The sequence below is a fragment of the uncultured Brachyspira sp. genome, assembly GCF_944390845.1.
Taxonomy (GTDB): Bacteria; Spirochaetota; Brachyspiria; order Brachyspirales; family Brachyspiraceae; genus Brachyspira; species Brachyspira pulli.
In genome coordinates this window covers 1-20668 of the sequence record NZ_CALXRM010000046.1, presented here as the reverse complement: position 1 = coordinate 20668, position 20668 = coordinate 1, and the positions used below count along the sequence as shown (strand labels likewise).

The 20668-nt window shown below is 26.0% G+C and carries 16 protein-coding genes and 1 riboswitch; of the genes, 9 read left to right on the top strand and 7 right to left on the bottom strand.

The features are described 5' to 3' along the window. Window positions 1-356 precede the first annotated feature (356 nt). Entirely contained in the window at window positions 357-1700 is a 1344-nt protein-coding gene (locus Q0K52_RS09850; protein ID WP_297298950.1) for an MATE family efflux transporter, read from the top strand. Between the two features lie 182 nt (window positions 1701-1882). Further along, complete coding sequence (locus tag Q0K52_RS09845; RefSeq protein WP_297298947.1) at window positions 1883-2419, top strand: flavin reductase family protein; 537 nt, start codon at window positions 1883-1885, stop codon at window positions 2417-2419. A 101-nt stretch (window positions 2420-2520) separates the two neighbouring features. Here the strand turns inward: Q0K52_RS09845 and Q0K52_RS09840 are convergent, their stop codons facing one another. From Q0K52_RS09840 to Q0K52_RS09810, 7 genes are all read right to left on the bottom strand, one after another. Next, window positions 2521-3276 (bottom strand): S8 family serine peptidase, encoded by a 756-nt coding sequence (locus Q0K52_RS09840; protein ID WP_297298945.1) that lies wholly within the window; start codon window positions 3274-3276, stop codon window positions 2521-2523. Between the two features lie 3 nt (window positions 3277-3279). Next, on the bottom strand, window positions 3280-4041 hold the full coding sequence (locus Q0K52_RS09835) for a GAF domain-containing protein (protein WP_297298944.1): 762 nt from the start codon (window positions 4039-4041) through the stop codon (window positions 3280-3282). 681 nt (window positions 4042-4722) lie between these two features. Continuing rightward, window positions 4723-7815: a toll/interleukin-1 receptor domain-containing protein gene (locus Q0K52_RS09830; protein ID WP_297298942.1), complete on the bottom strand. Its 3093-nt coding sequence runs from the start codon at window positions 7813-7815 to the stop codon at window positions 4723-4725. A gap of 32 nt (window positions 7816-7847) precedes the next feature. Next, complete coding sequence (locus tag Q0K52_RS09825; protein ID WP_297298941.1) at window positions 7848-8492, bottom strand: sigma factor; 645 nt, start codon at window positions 8490-8492, stop codon at window positions 7848-7850. Between the two features lie 2 nt (window positions 8493-8494). After that, window positions 8495-9559: a hypothetical protein gene (locus Q0K52_RS09820; protein WP_297298939.1), complete on the bottom strand. Its 1065-nt coding sequence runs from the start codon at window positions 9557-9559 to the stop codon at window positions 8495-8497. Window positions 9560-9628: 69 nt separating this feature from the next. After that, complete coding sequence (locus Q0K52_RS09815; protein WP_297298937.1) at window positions 9629-10981, bottom strand: NAD-binding protein; 1353 nt, start codon at window positions 10979-10981, stop codon at window positions 9629-9631. Between the two features lie 101 nt (window positions 10982-11082). Then, window positions 11083-11658, bottom strand: coding sequence for a hypothetical protein (locus Q0K52_RS09810; RefSeq protein ID WP_297298935.1), 576 nt, complete (start codon window positions 11656-11658; stop codon window positions 11083-11085). Between the two features lie 170 nt (window positions 11659-11828). Here Q0K52_RS09810 and Q0K52_RS09805 point away from each other — a divergent pair, with 170 nt between their 5' ends. The 7 genes from Q0K52_RS09805 to thiM all read left to right on the top strand — a co-directional run bounded on the left by Q0K52_RS09805 (window position 11829) and on the right by thiM (window position 20490). Then, entirely contained in the window at window positions 11829-12629 is an 801-nt protein-coding gene (locus tag Q0K52_RS09805) for a DUF4037 domain-containing protein (RefSeq protein ID WP_297298933.1), read from the top strand. A 109-nt stretch (window positions 12630-12738) separates the two neighbouring features. Beyond that, on the top strand, window positions 12739-13758 hold the full coding sequence (pheS, locus tag Q0K52_RS09800) for a phenylalanine--tRNA ligase subunit alpha (protein WP_297298931.1): 1020 nt from the start codon (window positions 12739-12741) through the stop codon (window positions 13756-13758). A gap of 65 nt (window positions 13759-13823) precedes the next feature. After that, window positions 13824-16247: a phenylalanine--tRNA ligase subunit beta gene (pheT, locus tag Q0K52_RS09795; protein WP_297298929.1), complete on the top strand. Its 2424-nt coding sequence runs from the start codon at window positions 13824-13826 to the stop codon at window positions 16245-16247. A 27-nt stretch (window positions 16248-16274) separates the two neighbouring features. Further along, window positions 16275-16673, top strand: a complete 399-nt coding sequence (locus Q0K52_RS09790; RefSeq protein WP_297298927.1) for a phosphoribosyltransferase — start codon at window positions 16275-16277, stop codon at window positions 16671-16673. 162 nt (window positions 16674-16835) lie between these two features. Next, window positions 16836-18677, top strand: a complete 1842-nt coding sequence (uvrC, locus tag Q0K52_RS09785; protein WP_297298925.1) for an excinuclease ABC subunit UvrC — start codon at window positions 16836-16838, stop codon at window positions 18675-18677. 28 nt (window positions 18678-18705) lie between these two features. Further along, window positions 18706-19473, top strand: a complete 768-nt coding sequence (locus Q0K52_RS09780; protein WP_297298923.1) for a bifunctional 2-polyprenyl-6-hydroxyphenol methylase/3-demethylubiquinol 3-O-methyltransferase UbiG — start codon at window positions 18706-18708, stop codon at window positions 19471-19473. A 35-nt stretch (window positions 19474-19508) separates the two neighbouring features. After that, a riboswitch (TPP riboswitch) is annotated at window positions 19509-19625 on the top strand. A gap of 70 nt (window positions 19626-19695) precedes the next feature. Next, a complete protein-coding gene (gene thiM / locus Q0K52_RS09775; RefSeq protein ID WP_297298921.1) occupies window positions 19696-20490 on the top strand; it encodes a hydroxyethylthiazole kinase in 795 nt (264 codons plus the stop codon). The last annotated feature ends 178 nt before the right edge of the window (window positions 20491-20668 follow it).

Here is a 20668-nt window from a genome sequence, read left to right as displayed (position 1 = left end):
GACTAAAAAAATGACAAAGTTAAAAATTTTTGGTATATACTGAAAATTTTTAACTTTGTCATTTCATTGTTTATTACTTAAAATATTGTTATAATGATGATATCTTGACATTAAATAATAAAACGATTATACTATTAATTAGTCTAAAAACATACTATTTATAGGGGGTAATATAATGTTTATTTGTTTATATATATTTAAACTTTTAATAGATATTTTTATATCCTCCAAATTTTCTTTAACACATTGTTTTTCTTTTCTATAGGATTGATTATTAGTTTAAGTATTAATTATTAAAAAACTATTTAATTATTTTATTTGTATTGTAATTTTGCTATTAATTTTAGGAATTAAAAATGGAACTTAATAATAAAACTTTAATAGAAAATAGCAGTATAGGTTTATTTTCTAAATTTGCCATACCAAGCATATTAGGTATGATAATGGGAAGTGCGGCAGTATTTGTAGATGGATTTTTTGTAGCACATTTTATATCAGCAGAAGCATTTACAGCTATTAATATTGTTTGGCCTATAACAGCATTATCATTTGGTATTTATGTAATGCTTACGATAGGTTCTGTTGCTCTTGCAGGAAAATGTATAGGGGAAAATAATATAAGGCGTGCTAATTTGATATTCACTCAAACTTTAATAGTTGTTCTTACAATAGCTAGTGTTCCTCTTTTAATATCATATTTATTTAGGGAGGCTTTACTTCCTATATTTGGGGCACATGGAGAAGTTTATAATTTATCATTAGATTATATAGAAGGGGTATTATTTGCTACATTCTTTTGGGGAATGGCTTATGTTTTAAGTCAGTTTGTAAGACTAAATGGTTCTCCTAGATTCGCTTCCGCTATGTTTATAGTATCATCATTAGTTAATATGGTTTTGGATCCGCTTTTTATAGTGGTATTTCATTTCGGTATTGCTGGTGCTGCTTGGGCTACTGCTATTGCTCAGATAATAGCATTTATAATGGGATTATTATATTTCTTTAAACCTAATTGCAGGTTAAGAATAATAAAAATTTATGGAGGCTGGATATATATATTAAAAGCTGCTTTCAATGGTTTTTCAGAATTTTTAAGTAATGTATCATCAGGACTCATACCTTGGCTTTTTAATATAACAGCTTATAATATTTCAGGAAATAGAGGCATACTTGTTTATTCCGTAGCTAATTATGCTATAATGTTTTTTATAATGCTTGCTTATGCTATAGGTGAGGCATTAGAACCTTTAGTTAGTGTTTCCTATGGTGCTAGAAATAAAAACAGAATGAGAGATTTTTTAAAGATATCAGTCTTTTTGATTTCATCTATATCAATATTAGCTTCAGTTATACTTTTAATTAATCCTAGTTTACTGGTTAATATGCTTTTGAAAGATGTTGATGCTCAAACTTTTGATGATGCTATGTTTTTTGTAAGAACTTCAATACCTACATTTATAGGAATTGGAATCAATGTTATAATGAGTGCATATTATACATCTGTCCAAAAGGCTGGAGCTTCTGCTATTGTAGCTGCTTTAAGAAGTATGATTTTACCTGTTTTATTGGTATTAACTTTGCCTAATATATTTGGATTTATAGGGTTAGTATTAGTTTTACCTATAAGTGAAGTAGTTACTTTGTTGGTATCTTGTGCTTTATACAAAAATAGAAGTGCTGCCGTTTTAATTACTGATTGATTTTTATATATACCTAAACAACTGCATTTTTTCAAAAATAATTTTTTTAAATTTTAAATATCTGCGAGCAAAGGCACCACAAACAATAAAATTGACAAAATATATTTGTTTAGGTATATACATACTTGAAAATAAAATGATTTTTAGTACAATCTTTAATAATATTTTATGGAGATAATAAAATGAAAAAGAAAATAGATGTTTTAGATTATGCAGCTCATATACTTAAAGAAACTAAAAAAGGAATTATTGTAACAACCAAATCAAATAATAAAGTAAATGCTATGTCCATTTCTTGGGGAACTTTGGGTATAGAATGGAATAAGAATATATTTATAATTTTTATTAGAGAAAACAGATGTACTAAATCTATGCTTGATGAAACTAAAGAGTTTTGTGTTAATATTCCTACAAAAGATATAGACAGAAATATAATAAAAGTATGCGGTACAAAATCTGGACATGATACTGATAAAATAAAAGAACTTAATTTAACTTTGGAAGAACCTAATATTATTTCTGTGCCGTCAATAAAAGAATTGCCTTTGATACTTGAATGCAAAGTTATATATAGACAAAAACAAGATGATTCTCAAATACCTGATAGTATTAAAAAATATTTTTATCCTCAAGATGTAGACAGCAGTTTCTATGGTGCAAACAAAGATTATCATGTTGCTTATTATGGTGAAATAGTTGATAGTTATATTATAGAATAGGTTTAATATTAAATATAGTACTTTATGATAAAAATAAAATATATGATAACAAGGTATTAAATAATTAAAAATATTTTTTGTTTATTAAATATCTTGTTATTTTATTCTTTTTTATTGCTTATATTTTTTAATATGCTTTTTATTTCAAAAGGTGATAAATCTTTATTATTTTCTTTTAGAAGTGCTACTATTCCTGAAATGTGAGGAGCAGCAAAACTATTTCCTATCATCATCATATATGAATTATTAATCCAAGGTACTCGTATATATATTCCTCTAGCTAAAAATTCTATACGATTACTATTTCTGAAATAAAACTCATATTTATCATCACTTGCTATTGCCTCAACAGATATTACGGGTGATAATATAGAAGGTATGCTTGGTATAGGGTCATTATTTGCAGCTGCAACTAATGTTATATTATTATAATATGCCTTGTCTAATAAATTATAAAAATTACTGCTGTAAGTTTGATTAGTTGTTCCTAAACTTAAATTGATAACATCCATATCATTTTCTATAGCCCATTCTAAGCCCTTAAGGAACACATCTACTTTTCCTGATAATTTATTTCCTAATACTTGTATGCTATAAAGCCCAGCATCTTTAGCTATAGAATGTATTATGCCGGCACAAGCTGTACCATGTCCGTATTGGTCAAAACCTTTATAATCTTTTAATATAACTTCATTGTTTTCATATTCTATAACAACTCCTCCTTTTATAGCATTACTGCCTTTAAATGCATCATGTGATGATTCTATACCGCTGTCTATGATTCCTACTTTAACTCCCTTTCCTGTTAAATCTTTTAGTACTTCATTTTTATCCATATTGAAAATATTAGAATTCATAAATCATTTCCTCAATAATTTTTTTTCTAAATGAGATAGATAATTACTTAAAAATAGTTTGCAGAAATTTAATTCTTTTTCATCTATTTCTCCTATTTTATTTAATATTTCAGCTATTTTTAAATTTTCTTTTAATAATGGATTATTTGTATATGATGATAAATCTTGTTTGATTTCTTCTTTTTGATTATCTTCCAAATTTTTGATAGCAGATACAAAAATTTCTCTTATATTTCTATCTGTATAATTATCTTCAATTACAATAGAAGCTATTTTAGCAAATGAATATAGGTGATGCATATCAAGCTGAGAGAAATGACTATCATCTTTTTTATTTATAACTTCTAAAACTCCAATAACATTATCTTTTATTTTTATCGGTACTATAGCTATATCATCTATTTGTATATGTATAGTATCTTCTGTGTCATGCAAAGCTGAACTTACAGATTTATACATTTCTTTATTTTTTGATACATCAGCTATATTTAAAGCCTGTCCTGATATAAATACATTTCCTGTTATACCTTTACCTATAGGCACTTTAAAATTTTCAACTTTTTCATTGTTAAGAGTTTTATATGCTTTTAATTCTAAATATTCTCTGCTGTCATCTAATAATAATAAATGTCCTGCTTCAGAATCTGTAATGGAAACAGCAGTTTCTATTATTCTATTGAAACATTCTTCTTCTTGTTTTGAAGAAGTGAGTAAAAGTGCAAAATCTATTTGCTTAATTAAAGAAAAAAAATCTGACTTTTCCATTTTTTATTATACCCTTTTTATAAAAAATAAATTAATATTATATTATAAACATATTTATAATTAAAAAAATATGATTTATTTTATATAATACTATTTTTATATATTATAGCTATGTATAATATATATCATCACTATCTATAGTATATATTATAACTATACATTATAAAAATTAAAACTATAAACTTTTACATATTTTACTATTTTATTCAATTTATAAAAGGAAATTTAGTAGTTTTTTGTATATAGGATTATTATGTTTTAGAGTATATACCTAAACAATTATATTTTATTTTTTATATCTGGGGCTTTGCCCCAGACCCCACTTCTTTTGCGACCGAAGGAAGTACTGTAAGTATTGCCACAAAGAAGCAGGCACAGCCCGCCTTTGGCGAAAGGCCATATTTTAGCTTAAATTAATAGTTTATATTACATGTAAAACAAAATTAGTATGATTTAGTACTAATTATATCCTTGCACTTTCGCGAAGCGTATCCGAGCCTGTCGAGGATATAAGGTTCTTTGACGAAGTCCGCAGAGCTATGCGGCGGTAAAAAGTTGAATAAAAAAATGACAAACTTAAAAATTTTTAGTATATATATTATATATTTTTAATTTAAAATTTAGATTTCATAATACTAAAATTAATTTATTTTGACAATTCTATAAAACATAATTATAAAATTATTTTCCATAATCAGCTATCCAATTGCCTTTTTCATCATAATAATTTGTAGTTGGAACGCCATAATCATCATATTCTATTTTATAACTGGAATATCCTATAGTATTCATAGTAGGGTTTCCATTTGTATCAAAATATTTTTCCGCTATTTCTCTATTGTTTTCATCATATTCTATAAGAAATATAGCATAATTCAATTTTTTAGATAATACCAATTCATTGTTTGTTCCATAAAGCCTTAATGATACCCAATTGACATTATCATCATAAGTATTTGTCATATAAAAATATCCTTTACTTCCAATAACAGGCTCTCCATTAGTACCATAATTTTCCATAGAATGAATATAATATTTATCATTAAATCTTACTATTTGTCTGAAGAATTTTTCATAGCTTAATACAGGCTCATTATTAATACCGTAATTCTCTGTTACTCTAGTTCTTGTTCCTTCTTTTAAATAATATTTTATAGAGTATGCTATATTCTGATAATTAATAGTAAGCTTATTATTTGTATCACAATAAATATATACTTCATTATTATAGTTTGAACCTTCATATTTGCTATGATAATTTAGATTATTGGCAATGACAGGATTCATTTTTTTATCATAGAATGATGTTTTTATAATATTTAAATTTTTTATGCTGTCATCTTTTATAAAATAATCAGCAGCATCATATTTTAAATATTCGTATTTTACAGCATATATATTTTCTAAGCCATTTATAGGTTCATTATTAGTTCCGAAATAATATTCTTTAACCAGCATAGAATTAGAGTATTCATATTTAATTTTAGCTGCATTTATATAAGAAATGTCGCCTGTAGTTTCATACACATTTATATGGGCAGCATAGATTTTTGCTAATGTTAATTTATTATCAGTTCCATAAAATGATTTTTCTATTACATTACCTTTAGCATCATATTCATATTTTATTTTGTGAAGCATAGCCTTGTATTTATTGGTGTCGAAATAATTGTATTGATCTGTTATTAATATAGGTTCATTATTAGTGCCGTAGTAGCTTTCTTCAGTTTTTAATCCATGACTTCCATAACTTATTTTTCTCACAGCATAATTTTTTTGATTTAATATAAGATTATTATTATCATCATAATAGCTTTCTTCTACTACATTCCCTGTTCTATCATATTTTATTCTAGTATCAGCAAATTTAGAATTAAATCCGTAAAATCCCAAAACTAATTTATTATTAGTTCCATAATATTTTTTATTAGTTATTTGATTAAATTGATTATATTTATATTCTACTAAATGATAATATTCATATTGAATAGTTGGTTTACCTTTTATATCATAATAACTTTCTTCTATTACGTTAAATTTATCATCATATTTTATTCTATAAATAGCGTAATTGTCATCACATATAATTAAATTATCATTTTTATCATAATAGCTTTCTTCTATTAAGTTATCATTATCATCATATAGTCTTTTATATTTATGATATATTTCTCCTGTTATATATTTATTTGTATTTACATCATAGAATGAACCTTCTATTATATTTCCTTTATCATCGTACTTTATTCTATGAATACAGAATGAAATATAATTATCAATAATGTATGGAGTAAGAAATAAATTATTGTTTTCATCATAGCTTGTTATATTTGTAATATTACCTCTATTATCAATATCATACACTATAGCAGCACTTCCAAAATAATTTGATTTTATACTCTGATTATTTTCATCAAAGAAAGATTTTTTTATTAAATTGCCGTTTTTATCATAATCTTTTTTTATATAGGAATATCCATAATTTGTTCCTATATAAATTAGATTATTATTTTCATCAATAAATTCTTCTTTTATAAGATTGTAATTATTATCATAAGTAAATTGAAGTTTATACATTCCTTCGTTGTTAGCTTCTACATTACCGTCAAAATTGATACCATATTCAGAAATGACAGCACCATTATTATCTATCTCATATCTTTTACCATAAAATCCGTCTTTATCTGATATAGGTGTATTCCAAGCATCTCTGTAATAAAGCTCATTAGTTACATATCCATTATTATTATAAGAAACTTCATACCTTACTATTTCATTGCCTCCAGATATAAAAGGAAGATTGAATTCATTTTGAAGTTCTATTATTTTTAAATCAGCACTGTACTCTCTAATCATTACTATTTTATTATTATGGTCTTTACATACAACTCTTTTGGCACCGCCTCTAGCATCTATTTCTGGAATCCATACACTTATATTAAAATTATTTTCATCATCTCTAAGTCTTCCATAACTATTAACTCTTTTTACACTTTTTAAAGTTCTTCTCTGTTCTTCAAATATATATGTGATAGTTCTTTTGGAATATTGAGATTTAGTTAATTTGCCTATGCCTTTAGGAATTCCGTATTGATATACAAAACTATTATAGTAAGTAGTTTTTACTCTATTATAGTCCCAAGTAAATAATAGGGCGGATATTGATGCTATTAAAAGAGAAGCGGCTATTAATAATTTATTCCTTAATTTTCTTTTCTCTCTTAATTTTTCTCTTTGTCTTAATTCGTCAAAATTGCATGCTAATATGCAGGATAATATTTTTAATAATGCTATTTGTTTAGTTTCTTTTTCTTTTTGGTCATTTCTTTTTCTGACATCCGCTGCCAAAGGTTCTATATTTTTTATGACACCATTTTCTTCAATGTATGTTAATTCTTTATTAAATGCTTCATAAGGTTCACCATCTATTAATAAAGCTATGATTCTGTCAAAGCGTCCAAGCTCTTTGAACATTTTGATTTCTCGTTCAACCCAAACAGATTCAGGGGTATTTTTAGAACATATTACTACTAAATATTTAGAATGTATTAATGCTTTTTCTATACTCTTATTTAAATCAGAACTGCTTGGTAATTCTTCTTCATCTCTGAAAACTCTGCCTATTCTTTTAGGGAAACCTTTTTTTACAAATTCTTTAGGTACTCTCCAAGTTTCAAGAGATTCCAAAAGCCATTTGGCCCATTTCTTATCTTCTTCTAAATGTCTGTAGCTTATAAATACATCATAATTGTATATAATTTCTTTATCAGTCATCTTGCCGCTCTTTATAATATAACTTAGAAATTTTATATGTTTTTATGGTTTAATTTGGTTATACAATTTTTTATTTTATTATTATAAGCTAATTTTATTTTTTCTAAAGTATGATCTGATATATTATATTTGGCTTTTATGTCTTTTATTTTTATATCTTTAATTAGAAATGAAAAAACATACTCTTTATATATAATAAAACTATCCTCTATATATTCATGAGATTTATTTTTTACTTCTATTAAATTTGATAATTTTTCATTACACATATTGCATTTACTGCATACAACATCCATACTTTGTTTTATTATGGCTTCAATAAATAAGAATAATCCTTCTTTATACTCTTTATATAAATCATTTATTTCATTATCGGATATAGATAAATTTACAAGTTCATCATTAAATTCTTGTAATTCATATTTTGTATTTATTTTATTGTTCTTTTTTCTAAGGAAATCATTTACTCTTGAATTAATCATTATAAATATATATCCGTCTATTTTTTCATATCCATTTTTTTCAAAACCATTTCCTATTTTATTTAATAGTTCTATATATATTTCCTGCATAATATCATTGGCATCTTCATAGTTGCCAACTTTAGAGTATATTTTATAGATGTACGTTTTGTGATTTCTATCAATAGAATCAATTAAATCTAATATTTCCCACATAATTAATAATTTTTACCTATTTTATATTTTATAAATGAATTTAATTTTTTATTATTAAAAAGTATATCTCTCATCTTATCCAACAAATCATAGTTTACAATAAAATCAGTAGATAAACTTCTATTTGTAGAATTGTCATCTAATATATAATATTTAGTTACAAATTCTTTATCATTATCATTTAAATCTTCTATAATTATTTGATATTCTTCATTGTTAATTGCTATAGGTATATCTATTAATCCCATAGAATCTTTATATAATTCATCATTTGATAATTCATCAAATGGTACAAGTAAATTATGCAGTCTCATATGAGTTTTTATGAAATTTAAAGTTTCTTTTGTGTAATTAGAACCTATGCTGTCAAATCCGGATAATATTTTAGATACATACCATCTTTTATGTTCTAATCTTCTAAGTAAATCTATATCTTTTATTTCTTTTAAAGGAGTGTGTTTTCTTTTATCATTAAAATCTAATATTGATAATCCTATATAATCTAATTTAATATTAAGGAATCTTGCCGCATATCTGTTATCATTTTTTTCTCCTTCAGATAACATATTCCATATTCCATTATTATTAGCTGTTGGCATTTTACAATATTCAGAATGTATTTTTTTAGCTATTACATCTAAATCATCGTATTGTAGAGAATAGTCTATAGATGATAGGTAATTCATAGAAGCAAATATATCTATTCCTACTTTGTAGTATTTATTGTATAATTCTGGATTTGCTTCTAATATATTGGTTTTTGAATCTAAGTATACAAATATTTTTGGCTCATCTTTTAATGATAAATTTTTAAATAAAATTTGTCTAGTTTCTATTGCCCAATTTAATGAATTTTCTTCATTTTCAGCATAAATTAAACAAGAAGATAATTTATTTAACATCTTGGCTATGTTTTCAGGAATTTCATTATTTATAAATGAAGGATAATCTAAGAAATGCAAATTTGCTACTCTGCTTAATTCAGGAAGCTTATTTATTAATACATTATTATAAAATTCTTGATTTTTATCTACAAATATTAAATTAATATTATTATCTTTACCCACTACAAGAAGTATTAATTCTCTTATTATTTCTATAACATTATCATTTACACCAAAAATAAGTATTATTGGTTATTTTCCTTCATTAATATGAATATTTCTTACAACAGAATATTTAGCTATATTATCAATAAATAGTCTGATAGCATTCTTTTTAAAAGAAGAAAATCTTATATAAATAGGATCTCCATCATAAGATATAGGTTTAATTTTTTCATAGTTTTTATATTTATTATTATCTTCTATATCAACTTTCAATTCTATATTATGATTGATTTTATATGTTCTAATTATTTTAGAAGCTATGCTCATAGTTTCTATATTTTTATCATCATCTTCTGAAATGCAAAATATTTCATTGCATTTTAATATTCCAGCATTAAATAATGTAGAAGGTTGAGTATAATCACCTTTTAATTTTAATACCTTTTTATTGAAAATATCTTTAGAGTCAATTTCATCTTCATTACATATAAGTACTATTTTTTTATCCTTAGATATTCCATTAAGTACACATAATGACTTTGTATTACATCCGCATATTATGGTATGTTTTTTAAAAAATATTGAAATTACAGTTCTTGTTATTAAATCTGAGAATAGATTTTTAAGCATTTGGAACAATGCTCCAGCCAATGTTATAGGTGCTAAAAAACGAATTATATTAAGAAGAGGCGGTAATTCTTCCATATCAAAACTGGCTTCTAATTGGAATATTTGTAAGGTTTTATAGAATGCTGTCAATATACTAATATTTTCATTGTATTCAGTTAAACAAAAATCCTTCCAAGCAATTATTCCAAGTATTGATATAAAAACAAAAGATATAACCCAAGCAACGGTCATACTGAAATATGATGCTTTTTTATATATTTTTTCACCTATTATTTTTGAACATGTATCACTATTAATGCTGTTTAATAAGTTTTTTTTTATATCATCTAAATTCTTATTTGTATCTATATTTAATATAAATGGATTTTTATAATAATTTTCAAGTAATGATGTTGGTATATTATATTCCTTTTTATGATGAGTGTTTATGTAATTTTCTATATTGGTATTACTGTCTGTTATAAATATAGATATATCTGTTTTATGTGATATTAATGATATTAACTCTTGATTTGTAATATCTTCATCAATAACGAAACTTGAATTAGATTTTTTTAAGATAAATTCTATATCTTTATTATCCTTTTCTAGTTTGTTTTGAGTAATTATATCTATGACAAGCTGATATTCTATTGCTAATTTTGAAACAGCTATTTCTATATCAGAATATAATGTTGTATATAATTTTACCAATCTTTTAGGATAAATTCTTCTTAAATGATTTATTATATAGGAAAAAGATTCTAATATTTTGTCTTTATCTACATTCTTTGATAGATCTGATATATATATAGTTATAGGGTGATTCATAATAACCTTCAATTAAGTGATTTCATAATATAATAACTCATATTTGAATATGAAGATATCTTCACAATATTGCATATATAAATAAATACGTAATTTTGTTATTATGTAGATTTTTTTATAATAAAAATTCTATTTTTTTCATAAAAAATATCTTCCTGATTATAGTTTGAGAATAATGTGTCTTTAAAAACACATAATCTTTTTTTATCTTTAGTTTTAAGATTTATAATCCATAGTTCTGAAGGAATATTTTTTATACATTCAATATTTCCTGTAATATATATATTTGAATTATCAAATGTTAAATATACAGGCAAATCAGAATCTATATAATTTAATTTTATTGTTTTTTCATTTAAATTTTTACTATATCCAACAACTTTACTTTCTTCTTCTGGTTCATCGTACAATATAAAATTATCATTAGGTATTGAGAAACATATAATATCATTTATTTTCAAATATTTTTTTAAATAATCATGAGTAATATTTTTGATAATAGAATATTTTTCATCTAATAATAAATGATCAATATTGCTTTTATTATCATTGTTTGAAGAATCTAAGATTATTTTATCAAACATTGTTAAATTTTTTTTATTAAGATTTTTTTGCATAAAAATATCTGTGAAATATTCCATTATTAGTTCCTCAATGTTTTTTTGGTTTTCTAACATAACATCTTCCACTATATAATACGTAAATTATAAAAATAACATTATTTTTTATTAAAAATTATCGGTATATTTTTATACTTGCAGATAATAATTATTTTTGATATTATTTATTTTAATTTTTTCGATTATATTTATCTAATATATATTTTATTAATATTGAAGGCTTATTGATGGAAGTTTATGATATTATAAATGCATATATTGATATGTCAGTAAATAAGAATAATGTTGATGCTGTAGTGTTGTCTGGTTCTAAAACAAGTTCAATTAATGATGAAATGTCAGATTATGATATATATGTATATTCTAAAGATAGGGTAGATATTGATATAAGGAAAAGTTTTGCTGAGAAGTATGCATCATATTCTGAAATAGGAAATGATTATTTTGAACATGGAGATGAACTTATACTAAAAGAAAGCGGTATATGTTTAGATTTCATGTATAGGGATTTGTCTTGGGTAGAAGCTGAAATTAATTGGGTTTGGAAGGAATGTAATGCTAAAATAGGGTATACAACTGCATTTTTATACAATATTAAGCATTCTCAAATACTTTATGATAAGAACAATGAGTTTCAAAAATTACAAGATGAATTAAATACAAAATATCCTCAAAAACTGAAGAACAATATTATAGAAAAGAATTATCAAGTTATGTATGCTAAAAGAATGGCTTCATTTTATGAGCAATTAGAAAATGCAGTAAAAAGAAACGATATAGTAAGTATTAATCATAGAATATCAGCTATATTATCATCTTATTTTGATATTTTGTTTGCTTTGAATGAACAGTTGCATGTAGGTGAGAAGAAACTTGTAGGATATGTATTGCAATTATGCGATAAAATACCTTGTAACTTTGAAAATGATATAAAAAATGTTGTATATGTTAATGCCTTTGATATAAAAAATGAAAATATTTTAGAAAAAGTAAAAAATCTTATTGAAAATATTTCAAAAATTATGTAGATTATTTTTTTATATTTTCATTAAATTATTGTATTATTTTTATTGTATTGAAAATAATTTTATGTTATATTATAATATAACAGTTAATTTTTTAGTTTAGGGAAAAATCATGGATAATTTAGAGGAGCTTCATAGCTTTTTAAAAAACAGCATAGAAAATGCTAATACTCAAGCCGAAATAGATGATATTAGAATTCGCTATTTGGGACGTAAGGGGCAGATTACAGAACTTTTAAAAAATCTATCTTCTATAGAAAATATAGATGAGAAAAGAGAGTTCGGAAGAAAAATCAATGAAATAAAAAATTATTGTGAAAATGCCTTATCTGAAAAGAAAAATATGCTTTCAGAGAGGGAATTTCTTTCATCTTTGGAAAAAAATAAAATAGATATAACTATGCCTGGCAGAAGACCTAAAGCAGCCAGTCTTAATTTACTTACTAGAGTAGAAGAAGAAATAGTATCTATTTTAACAGAAATAGGATTTAGAGTAGTAGAAGGTAATGAAATAGAAGATGATTTTCATAATTTTGAGGCTTTAAATATTCCTTATTATCACCCTTCAAGAGACAGCCATGATTCTTTCTTTATTTCTAAAGAACATGTACTTAGAACACATACATCAGGTATGCAGATAAGAACTATGTTAGAAACTCCTCCTCCTATAGCAGTAGTTTCCCCAGGAAAATGTGCTAGAAGAGATGCTATAGATTCAAAGCACTCTCCAGTATTCCATCAAATAGAAGGACTTATGGTAGATCATGGAATAAGCTTCAATGATTTAAAAGGTATATTGGAATTATTCTGTAAAAAAATGTTCGGAGAAAAGACACAGATAAGATTAAGACCAGATTATTTCCCATTCGTAGAGCCTGGTGCTGATTTGAGTGCTACTTGTGTAATTTGCGGCGGAAGCGGATGTAAAACTTGCGGCGGTGAAGGTTGGTTGGAACTTATGGGTGCTGGTATGATACACCCTAATGTATTTAAGCATGTTGGTTATGATATTACTAAATATACAGGTTTTGCTTTTGGAATGGGTATAGAACGTGTGGCAATGATTAAATATGGTATTACTGATATAAGAATGTTCTATGAAAATGATTTAGATTTCTTAAAACAATGGTAATTAATTATTTTTAATATGTTATTATAACATTTTACATATAAGTGAATTAAGTTGAGGATATAATAATGAGAGTTCCATTAAGTTGGCTTAAAGAATTTGTTAATTTAGACGGTTTCAGTGTAGAAGAAATCGCAAAGAAAATAACACTTGCTGGAAGTGAAATTTCATCAATAGAAACAACAGGAGGCGATATACCTGGAGTTATCATTGGTAAAATAATATCTGTGCATAAACACCCTGATGCAGATAAATTGAGTGTATGTAAAGTAGATATCGGAGATGGAGATGTTTTGTCAATAGTTTGTGGAGCTCCTAATGCTAGAGAAGGGATATATGTTCCTATTGCAACAATAGGTGCTAAACTTCCTAATGGACTTACTATAAAAAAAGCTTCTATACGCGGTTTTGAAAGTAATGGTATGATATGTTCAAGAACCGAATTAGGATATGAAGAAATAGAAGGCGTTTATGGTATTTGGATATTAGATGATGATATTGAAAAAGTACATGCTGATAAAGACAGTATTTTAGGTAATTCACTTTCTACTATAGTAGGAAGTACTGATCATATATTCAATGTTGAAATTACAGCAAACAGAGGAGATTTGGTTAGTATTATAGGTTTTGCCCGTGAATGTTCTTTGGTATTAGAAAGAAGGGTTAGTATTCCTTCTGTTAATGCTTATGAGGCAGCAAGCGGTAATATTGATATTACAGTTGAAAATCAAGAAAATTGTTATAAATATGTAGGCAGACTTATAAAAGATATAACAGTTGGACCTTCTCCAGATTGGATGCAAAACAGATTAAAAATGTGCGGAATTAATCCTGTTAATAATATAGTAGACGTTACTAATTATGTAATGTTGGAATATGGTCAGCCTTTACATGCTTATGATTTTGATAAAGTAAAAGACGGTAAAATTATAGTTAGAAATGCTAGAAATGGTGAAAAAATAAAATTATTAGACGGCAGAGAAGTTGATCTTACAGAAGATGTTTTAGTAATAGCAGACAGTGAAAAGCCTATAGGTGTTGCTGGTGTTATGGGCGGTGATTCTACTAAAATAGAGCCGGAAACAAAAACTATTTTAATAGAAAGTGCTTATTTTGATCATATAGCAGTAAAAAAATCTACTATAGTTACTAATACAAAAACAGATGCTTCATATAGATTTGAAAGAGAAATAGATCATACTCTTACAGTTGCAGCTCTAAATAGAGTTGTTGATTTAATAGTTACTTTAGATAATGGATGTAAAATAGCTTCAAGATCTAAAGAATTAAATGTAAGACAATTCGATTCAACTATTATAGTATTCGACTGCGGACTTGTAAAAAGATATTTAGGTCTTAATATGAGCAAGATGGAAATATCTTCAATATTTAAAAGATATGGATTTAAAGCAATTGCTCTTGGAGAAAATAATTTAAAAGTTGAAATACCTTGCTACAGACATGATTTATCTATAGCAGAAGATTTAATAGAAGAAATTGCAAGAGTTTACGGTTATAATAATATAGATTCTAATGTACCTCATATAAAATGTAATCCTATAAATACAGATTATGCTGAATTGAGTTTTGTTAAGCATAGAATGGCTTCTTATGGTCTTTATGAAACAAAACAATATTCTATGGGAGACAGTAATATATTCAAAGCTCTTGGAATAGAGGAAGAAAAACTTATAAAAGTTGCTAATCCTTTAACAAGTGAAATGGACGTTTTAAGACCTACTACTTTAGCTTCTTTACTTAATAGTGTGGTTTATAATCAGAATCACAGACATAAAAACGGAGCATTATTTGAAGTAGGAAATATATTCTATAAAGGCGGAGAGAATTTCATTGAAGAAAAACATCTTTCTGCAGTTATGTTCGGATTATATCAAGAGAAATTATGGAATAAAGAATCAAGAGCTTATGATTTCTTTGATATGAGCGGTGTAATAGAAGAACTTTTAATAAAAGATTTAAGATGTTCAGATTACAATTTAATACCAAAAGAACATAATTGGTTCATACCTACAATGTCTGCTGAAATATCAGTATTCGGAGAAAAAATAGGTGTTATAGGAAGACTTCACCCTAAGATTTTATCTGTTTTTGAAATTTCTACAGATGTATATTTCTTAGATATTGATATTAGAAAAACTCTTAAACTTGTTAAAGAAAGAGTGAAAAAACAAAAGTTAAGAGAAGTTGGTAAGTATCCTGCAGTATTCAGAGATTTAGCTTTGGTTTGCAGCAATGATATAGAATTTAATAAAGTTATTAAGTCTATAGTTAGATTCAATAATATTATACAAAATGTTGATGTTGTTGATAGATATGTAGGCGAACAGGTAGAAGAAGGTAAACAATCTATTGCTATTTCTATAACTTATTATGATCCTAATAAGACTTTGAGAGAAGAAGATATTAATAGCGTTGAAAAATCTTTACTTGAAATGTTAAGTACAAGATTTAATATTACTTTACGTTCTTAATTGATTGTAAATATAGGAGTTATTATAATGGAATATTATATAATTACTTGGACTGATATAGATGAGGCTATTGAGGTTCTAGCAAAACAAATAGAAGATTCTAAAATTCATTATGAGGTTATTTATGGGCTTGCACGCGGAGGCTTAGTACCTGCTGTTATGCTTTCTCATAGATTAAAGATTCCTATGGTTCTTAATATGGAAGAAGTTTGGAGATTAAAAGTTAAAAATAAATCAGTTTTAATCGTTGATGATATATCAGATACAGGCGAGACATTAAGATACTTTGATGATCAGAAATTTGATATTGCTACACTTTTTGTTAGAGAACATACAAGTAAAATAAAACCTAAATATACATATAAAAATATCAATCATGATAATTGGCTTTTATTCCCTTGGGAAACTCAATCTTCAAGTAAATAAGATTTAAAAATATTATTAAATTTTAATAGAGACAAACATTAATTTATATTTTGTATAAGTTAATGTTTGTTTTTTTATTTTTAAATATAAAGTAATATATAATTTACTTTCGCTTTGACAAAGTTTTTTATTTTATGTATAATTAATAAAAAGTTGAATATTATGAATCAGGAAGTTAAAAGTTATATACATGATAAATTAAAGCGTATTCCGGATAAGTCCGGAGTATACTTTATGAAGGATTCCAAATCCGAAATAATTTATATAGGAAAGGCTAAATCTTTAAAAAAAAGGGTATCATCATATTTTAATAATTCTAATAAAGATGCCAAAACAACAGCATTAGTTGAGCATATTAGAGATATAGAATATATACTTACAGAGAATGAGGTTGAGGCTTTAATATTAGAAGCTGAGATGATAAGAAAGCATAAACCTCATTATAATATACTTCTTAAAGATCAGAAATCATTTCCATTTATAGCCATTACAAATGAACATTTTCCAAGAGTTATTAAAGCCAGAAATGTTATAGATAAAGAGAATGCCAGAAAATACAAAAAATATTATGGGCCTTATGTTGCGGCTGAAAGGGCTGATAATATAGTTAAGTTTATAATAGATAATTTTAAATTAAGAAGATGTAAATATGATTTTCCATTAAAAAGACCAATAAGACCTTGTTTGTATCATCATATAGGAAAATGTACTGCTCCTTGTGCCGATTTAATCAAAGAAGAAGATTATGATAAAACAATTGATGATGCCGTTATGGTGCTTGAAGGAAATGTTGATGAACTCGTTGCCAGATTAAAACAGGAAATGTTTGAACATGCTGAAAAGTTAGAATTTGAAGCTGCAAAAGATTTAAGAGATAAAATAGATTTGCTTAAATATATCACAGTAGAACAAAGTATATATGTTCCGGAAAGCGATGATATTGATATAATAGGTGCCTATGGAGAAAATGGCAATTATGTTATTGTAATATTATCAGTAAAAGGCGGAAAACTCATAGACAGAAAAACTTTCAGTATGCAGTCTCCTAATAATGACGATGATTATGAAGAAAAAGGATTATCAAAATATTCAGAAATACTTTCTGCATTCTTTACTCAATATTATACTCATGCTAATTTGATACCTGCTTCCATATCTACAGATTTTCCTCTTATAGATGTTGATATTATAAAAGATTATCTTAAACAAGTAGCAGGCAGAGATGTTGAAATAAGACTTGATAAAAGCAGAAAAGGTTTAATGGCAATAGCAAATGAAAATGCCAAGCATTTATTTAAAGAGAAAACACTTGTAAGAGAAATACCTTTAGGCATAACAAGGCTTCAGGAAATATTCAAATTGAAGAAGGCTCCTACTATAATAGAATCTTTCGATATAGCCCATATTCAAGGAAGCTATACTATGGCTGGAATGGTAAGATTTGTTAATGGAGTATCTGATAATAAGAATTACAGAATATTCAATATGAAAACAGTTACTGGTATAGATGACTTCGCTTCCATAAAAGAGGCAGTATATAGAAGATATAAAAGACTAAGAGATGAAAATTTAACTTTTCCAGATTTGATACTTATAGACGGAGGACGCGGACAGCTTAATTCAGCAATAGAGGCTTTGAAGGAACTTGATATTAAAGGACAGCCTATAATGGCGCTTGCTAAGAAGTTTGAAGAAATATATTTACCCAATATGGATAAGCCAGTTCAATTGAGCGACAATGAACCGGCAAGACTTTTCTTACAGAAGGTTAGAGATGAAACTCACAGATGGGTTAATACAAGTCATGGTAAAAAGAGAAGCAGAGAAATGGTTAAAAGTGAATTAGAAAAGATTGAGGGACTTGGAAAGAAAGGAATAGAAAAGTTATATGCCCATTTTATTAATATAGATAATATTAAAAATGCTTCATTCGACAGCATTAGAAGCATACCTGGAATCAGTTATAAAGTAGCTAATAATATATATGATCACTTCCATAAATAGTTGTTCTAAATAAAAAGGATAATAACTTATGCTTGAGAATAAATATAATGATGAAGCTTTTTTTAATAAATACAGCGAAATGGAAAGGTCTAAATTTGGACTTAGTTCCGCAGGAGAATGGGAGAGTTTAAAAAATATACTTCCTTCTTTTGAAAATAAAAATATTTTAGATTTGAGATGCGGTTACGGCTGGCATTTGATTTATGCTGCCCAAAATAAAGCTAATTTGGCAGTTGGTTGTGATATATCAAGTAAAATGCTTGATGTGGCTAGAGATAAAACTAAAAACATTAATAATATAAAATTGATATTATCTTCTATTGAAAGTATTGATGAAAATATAAAAAATTATGAAGAATTAAAGAATATAAAATTTGATATAGTTTTAAGTTCTTTGGCCTTACATTATGTAGAAGATTTTGACAAAATAGTGAAAACAGTAAAAAGTCTTTTAAAAGATGACGGATACTTTGTATTTTCAGCAGAGCATCCAATATTTACAGCTTATGGTACTCAGGATTGGCTGTATAATGATAATGGTGAAATAGTTTGTTTTCCTATTGATAATTATTTTTATGAGGGAAAAAGAAATACAAAGTTTTTGGGTGAAAGTGTTGTTAAATATCATAGGACAATAACAACTTATATTAATACTCTTATAAATAATGGATTTATTATAGAAAATGTTACAGAGCCTACACCTTCAGAAAAAATGCTTGAAGATAATAAAGAAATGCAAAATGAATTAAGACGCCCAATGATGATTATAATAAAGTCAAGAAAATATTGTTTATAGTATTTGAAATAATTATTATTTTATTATATAATTTTATAGAAATTTAGGGGAGCTTGTAAAGGCTGAGAGTAAGTTTATTTTCTTTATTATAAACTTAGACCCTTATAACCTGTTGGATAATGCCAGTGTAGGGAAATATTTTGTTTTATGCAATTCATTTTACACGTCTTAAAATAATCCAATAAAAGTTTTCCTAATAATTTTATTTTAAAGGATTAGTATATGAGTACTTTACAAGAAGAAATATTTCAATCTATAACAAATATGAAATCAAAATGTCCATTAGTTCATAACATTACAAATGATGTTGTTATGCAAATTACTGCTAATGCTTTGCTTGCAGTTGGAGCTTCTCCAGTAATGACTTATGAGAAAGAAGAATTTGAAGATATGCTTTCTATTGCTTCATCGCTTGTTATTAATATTGGAACATTAACTCAAATTTCTATTGAGGCTATGTTCAAGGCTGCAGAAATAGCAAATAAAAAGAATGTTCCTTTTGTTATAGACCCAGTAGGAGCAGGGGCAACAAAATTAAGAACTAAAACAGCTATTGATATAATAAAAAATTATAATCCAAAAGTTGTTAGAGGAAATGCCTCTGAAATAATGGTTCTTGCCGGAGAGAGTATTAAAACTAAGGGAGTAGACAGCACAGCTAATGTTAATATGGCACTTGAGGCAGGCAAGCATTTAGCTAAAGAATATAATACAGTTGTAAGCATAAGCGGAGAAACTGATATTATAACAGACGGAAATAGAGTTTTATATGTAAGCGGAGGTTCTCCTTTAATGCCTGTTAATACTGGTATGGGCTGTACATCTACTGCTGTAACTGGTGCTATGATTGCAGTTGCTGAGCCTTTGATTGCTGCTGCTTCTGCTATGAGCATAATGGCTTCAGCTGGTGAAAAAGCTTCAAAAAAAGCTGAAGGTCCTGCTAGTTTTGCAGTTGCTTTTATTGATGAGCTTTATAAACTTGATATCAATGATGCTTCTAATAGAGTAAAAGAATAAAGAATAGCGGGAGTTTTTATTAGGCAATGGATTTTAAAGTTTAAGTCCATTGCTTTTTATTTTTATAAATATTAGTTTATAATTTATTTAAGTATATACTGAAAATTTTTAAGTTTGTCAATTTTTTAATCTATTGTATAATAACAATATGGATTTTAATTTAACAGACGAAGAAATA

Bases quoted from the DNA above. Each gene is read 5' to 3' on its own strand.
- Q0K52_RS09790 (WP_297298927.1), top strand. From the start codon at position 16,275: ATGGAATATTATATAATTACTTGGACTGATATAGATGAGGCTATTGAG.
- Q0K52_RS09850 (WP_297298950.1), top strand. From the start codon at position 357: ATGGAACTTAATAATAAAACTTTAATAGAAAATAGCAGTATAGGTTTA.
- Q0K52_RS09815 (WP_297298937.1), bottom strand. From the start codon at position 10,981: ATGAATCACCCTATAACTATATATATATCAGATCTATCAAAGAATGTA.
- Q0K52_RS09830 (WP_297298942.1), bottom strand. From the start codon at position 7,815: ATGACTGATAAAGAAATTATATACAATTATGATGTATTTATAAGCTAC.
- thiM (WP_297298921.1), top strand. From the start codon at position 19,696: ATGAGTACTTTACAAGAAGAAATATTTCAATCTATAACAAATATGAAA.
- Q0K52_RS09780 (WP_297298923.1), top strand. From the start codon at position 18,706: ATGCTTGAGAATAAATATAATGATGAAGCTTTTTTTAATAAATACAGC.
- Q0K52_RS09810 (WP_297298935.1), bottom strand. From the start codon at position 11,658: ATGTTAGAAAACCAAAAAAACATTGAGGAACTAATAATGGAATATTTC.
- Q0K52_RS09805 (WP_297298933.1), top strand. From the start codon at position 11,829: ATGGAAGTTTATGATATTATAAATGCATATATTGATATGTCAGTAAAT.
- Q0K52_RS09835 (WP_297298944.1), bottom strand. From the start codon at position 4,041: ATGGAAAAGTCAGATTTTTTTTCTTTAATTAAGCAAATAGATTTTGCA.
- Q0K52_RS09825 (WP_297298941.1), bottom strand. From the start codon at position 8,492: ATGTGGGAAATATTAGATTTAATTGATTCTATTGATAGAAATCACAAA.
- Q0K52_RS09840 (WP_297298945.1), bottom strand. From the start codon at position 3,276: ATGAATTCTAATATTTTCAATATGGATAAAAATGAAGTACTAAAAGAT.
- pheT (WP_297298929.1), top strand. From the start codon at position 13,824: ATGAGAGTTCCATTAAGTTGGCTTAAAGAATTTGTTAATTTAGACGGT.
- uvrC (WP_297298925.1), top strand. From the start codon at position 16,836: ATGAATCAGGAAGTTAAAAGTTATATACATGATAAATTAAAGCGTATT.
- pheS (WP_297298931.1), top strand. From the start codon at position 12,739: ATGGATAATTTAGAGGAGCTTCATAGCTTTTTAAAAAACAGCATAGAA.
- Q0K52_RS09845 (WP_297298947.1), top strand. From the start codon at position 1,883: ATGAAAAAGAAAATAGATGTTTTAGATTATGCAGCTCATATACTTAAA.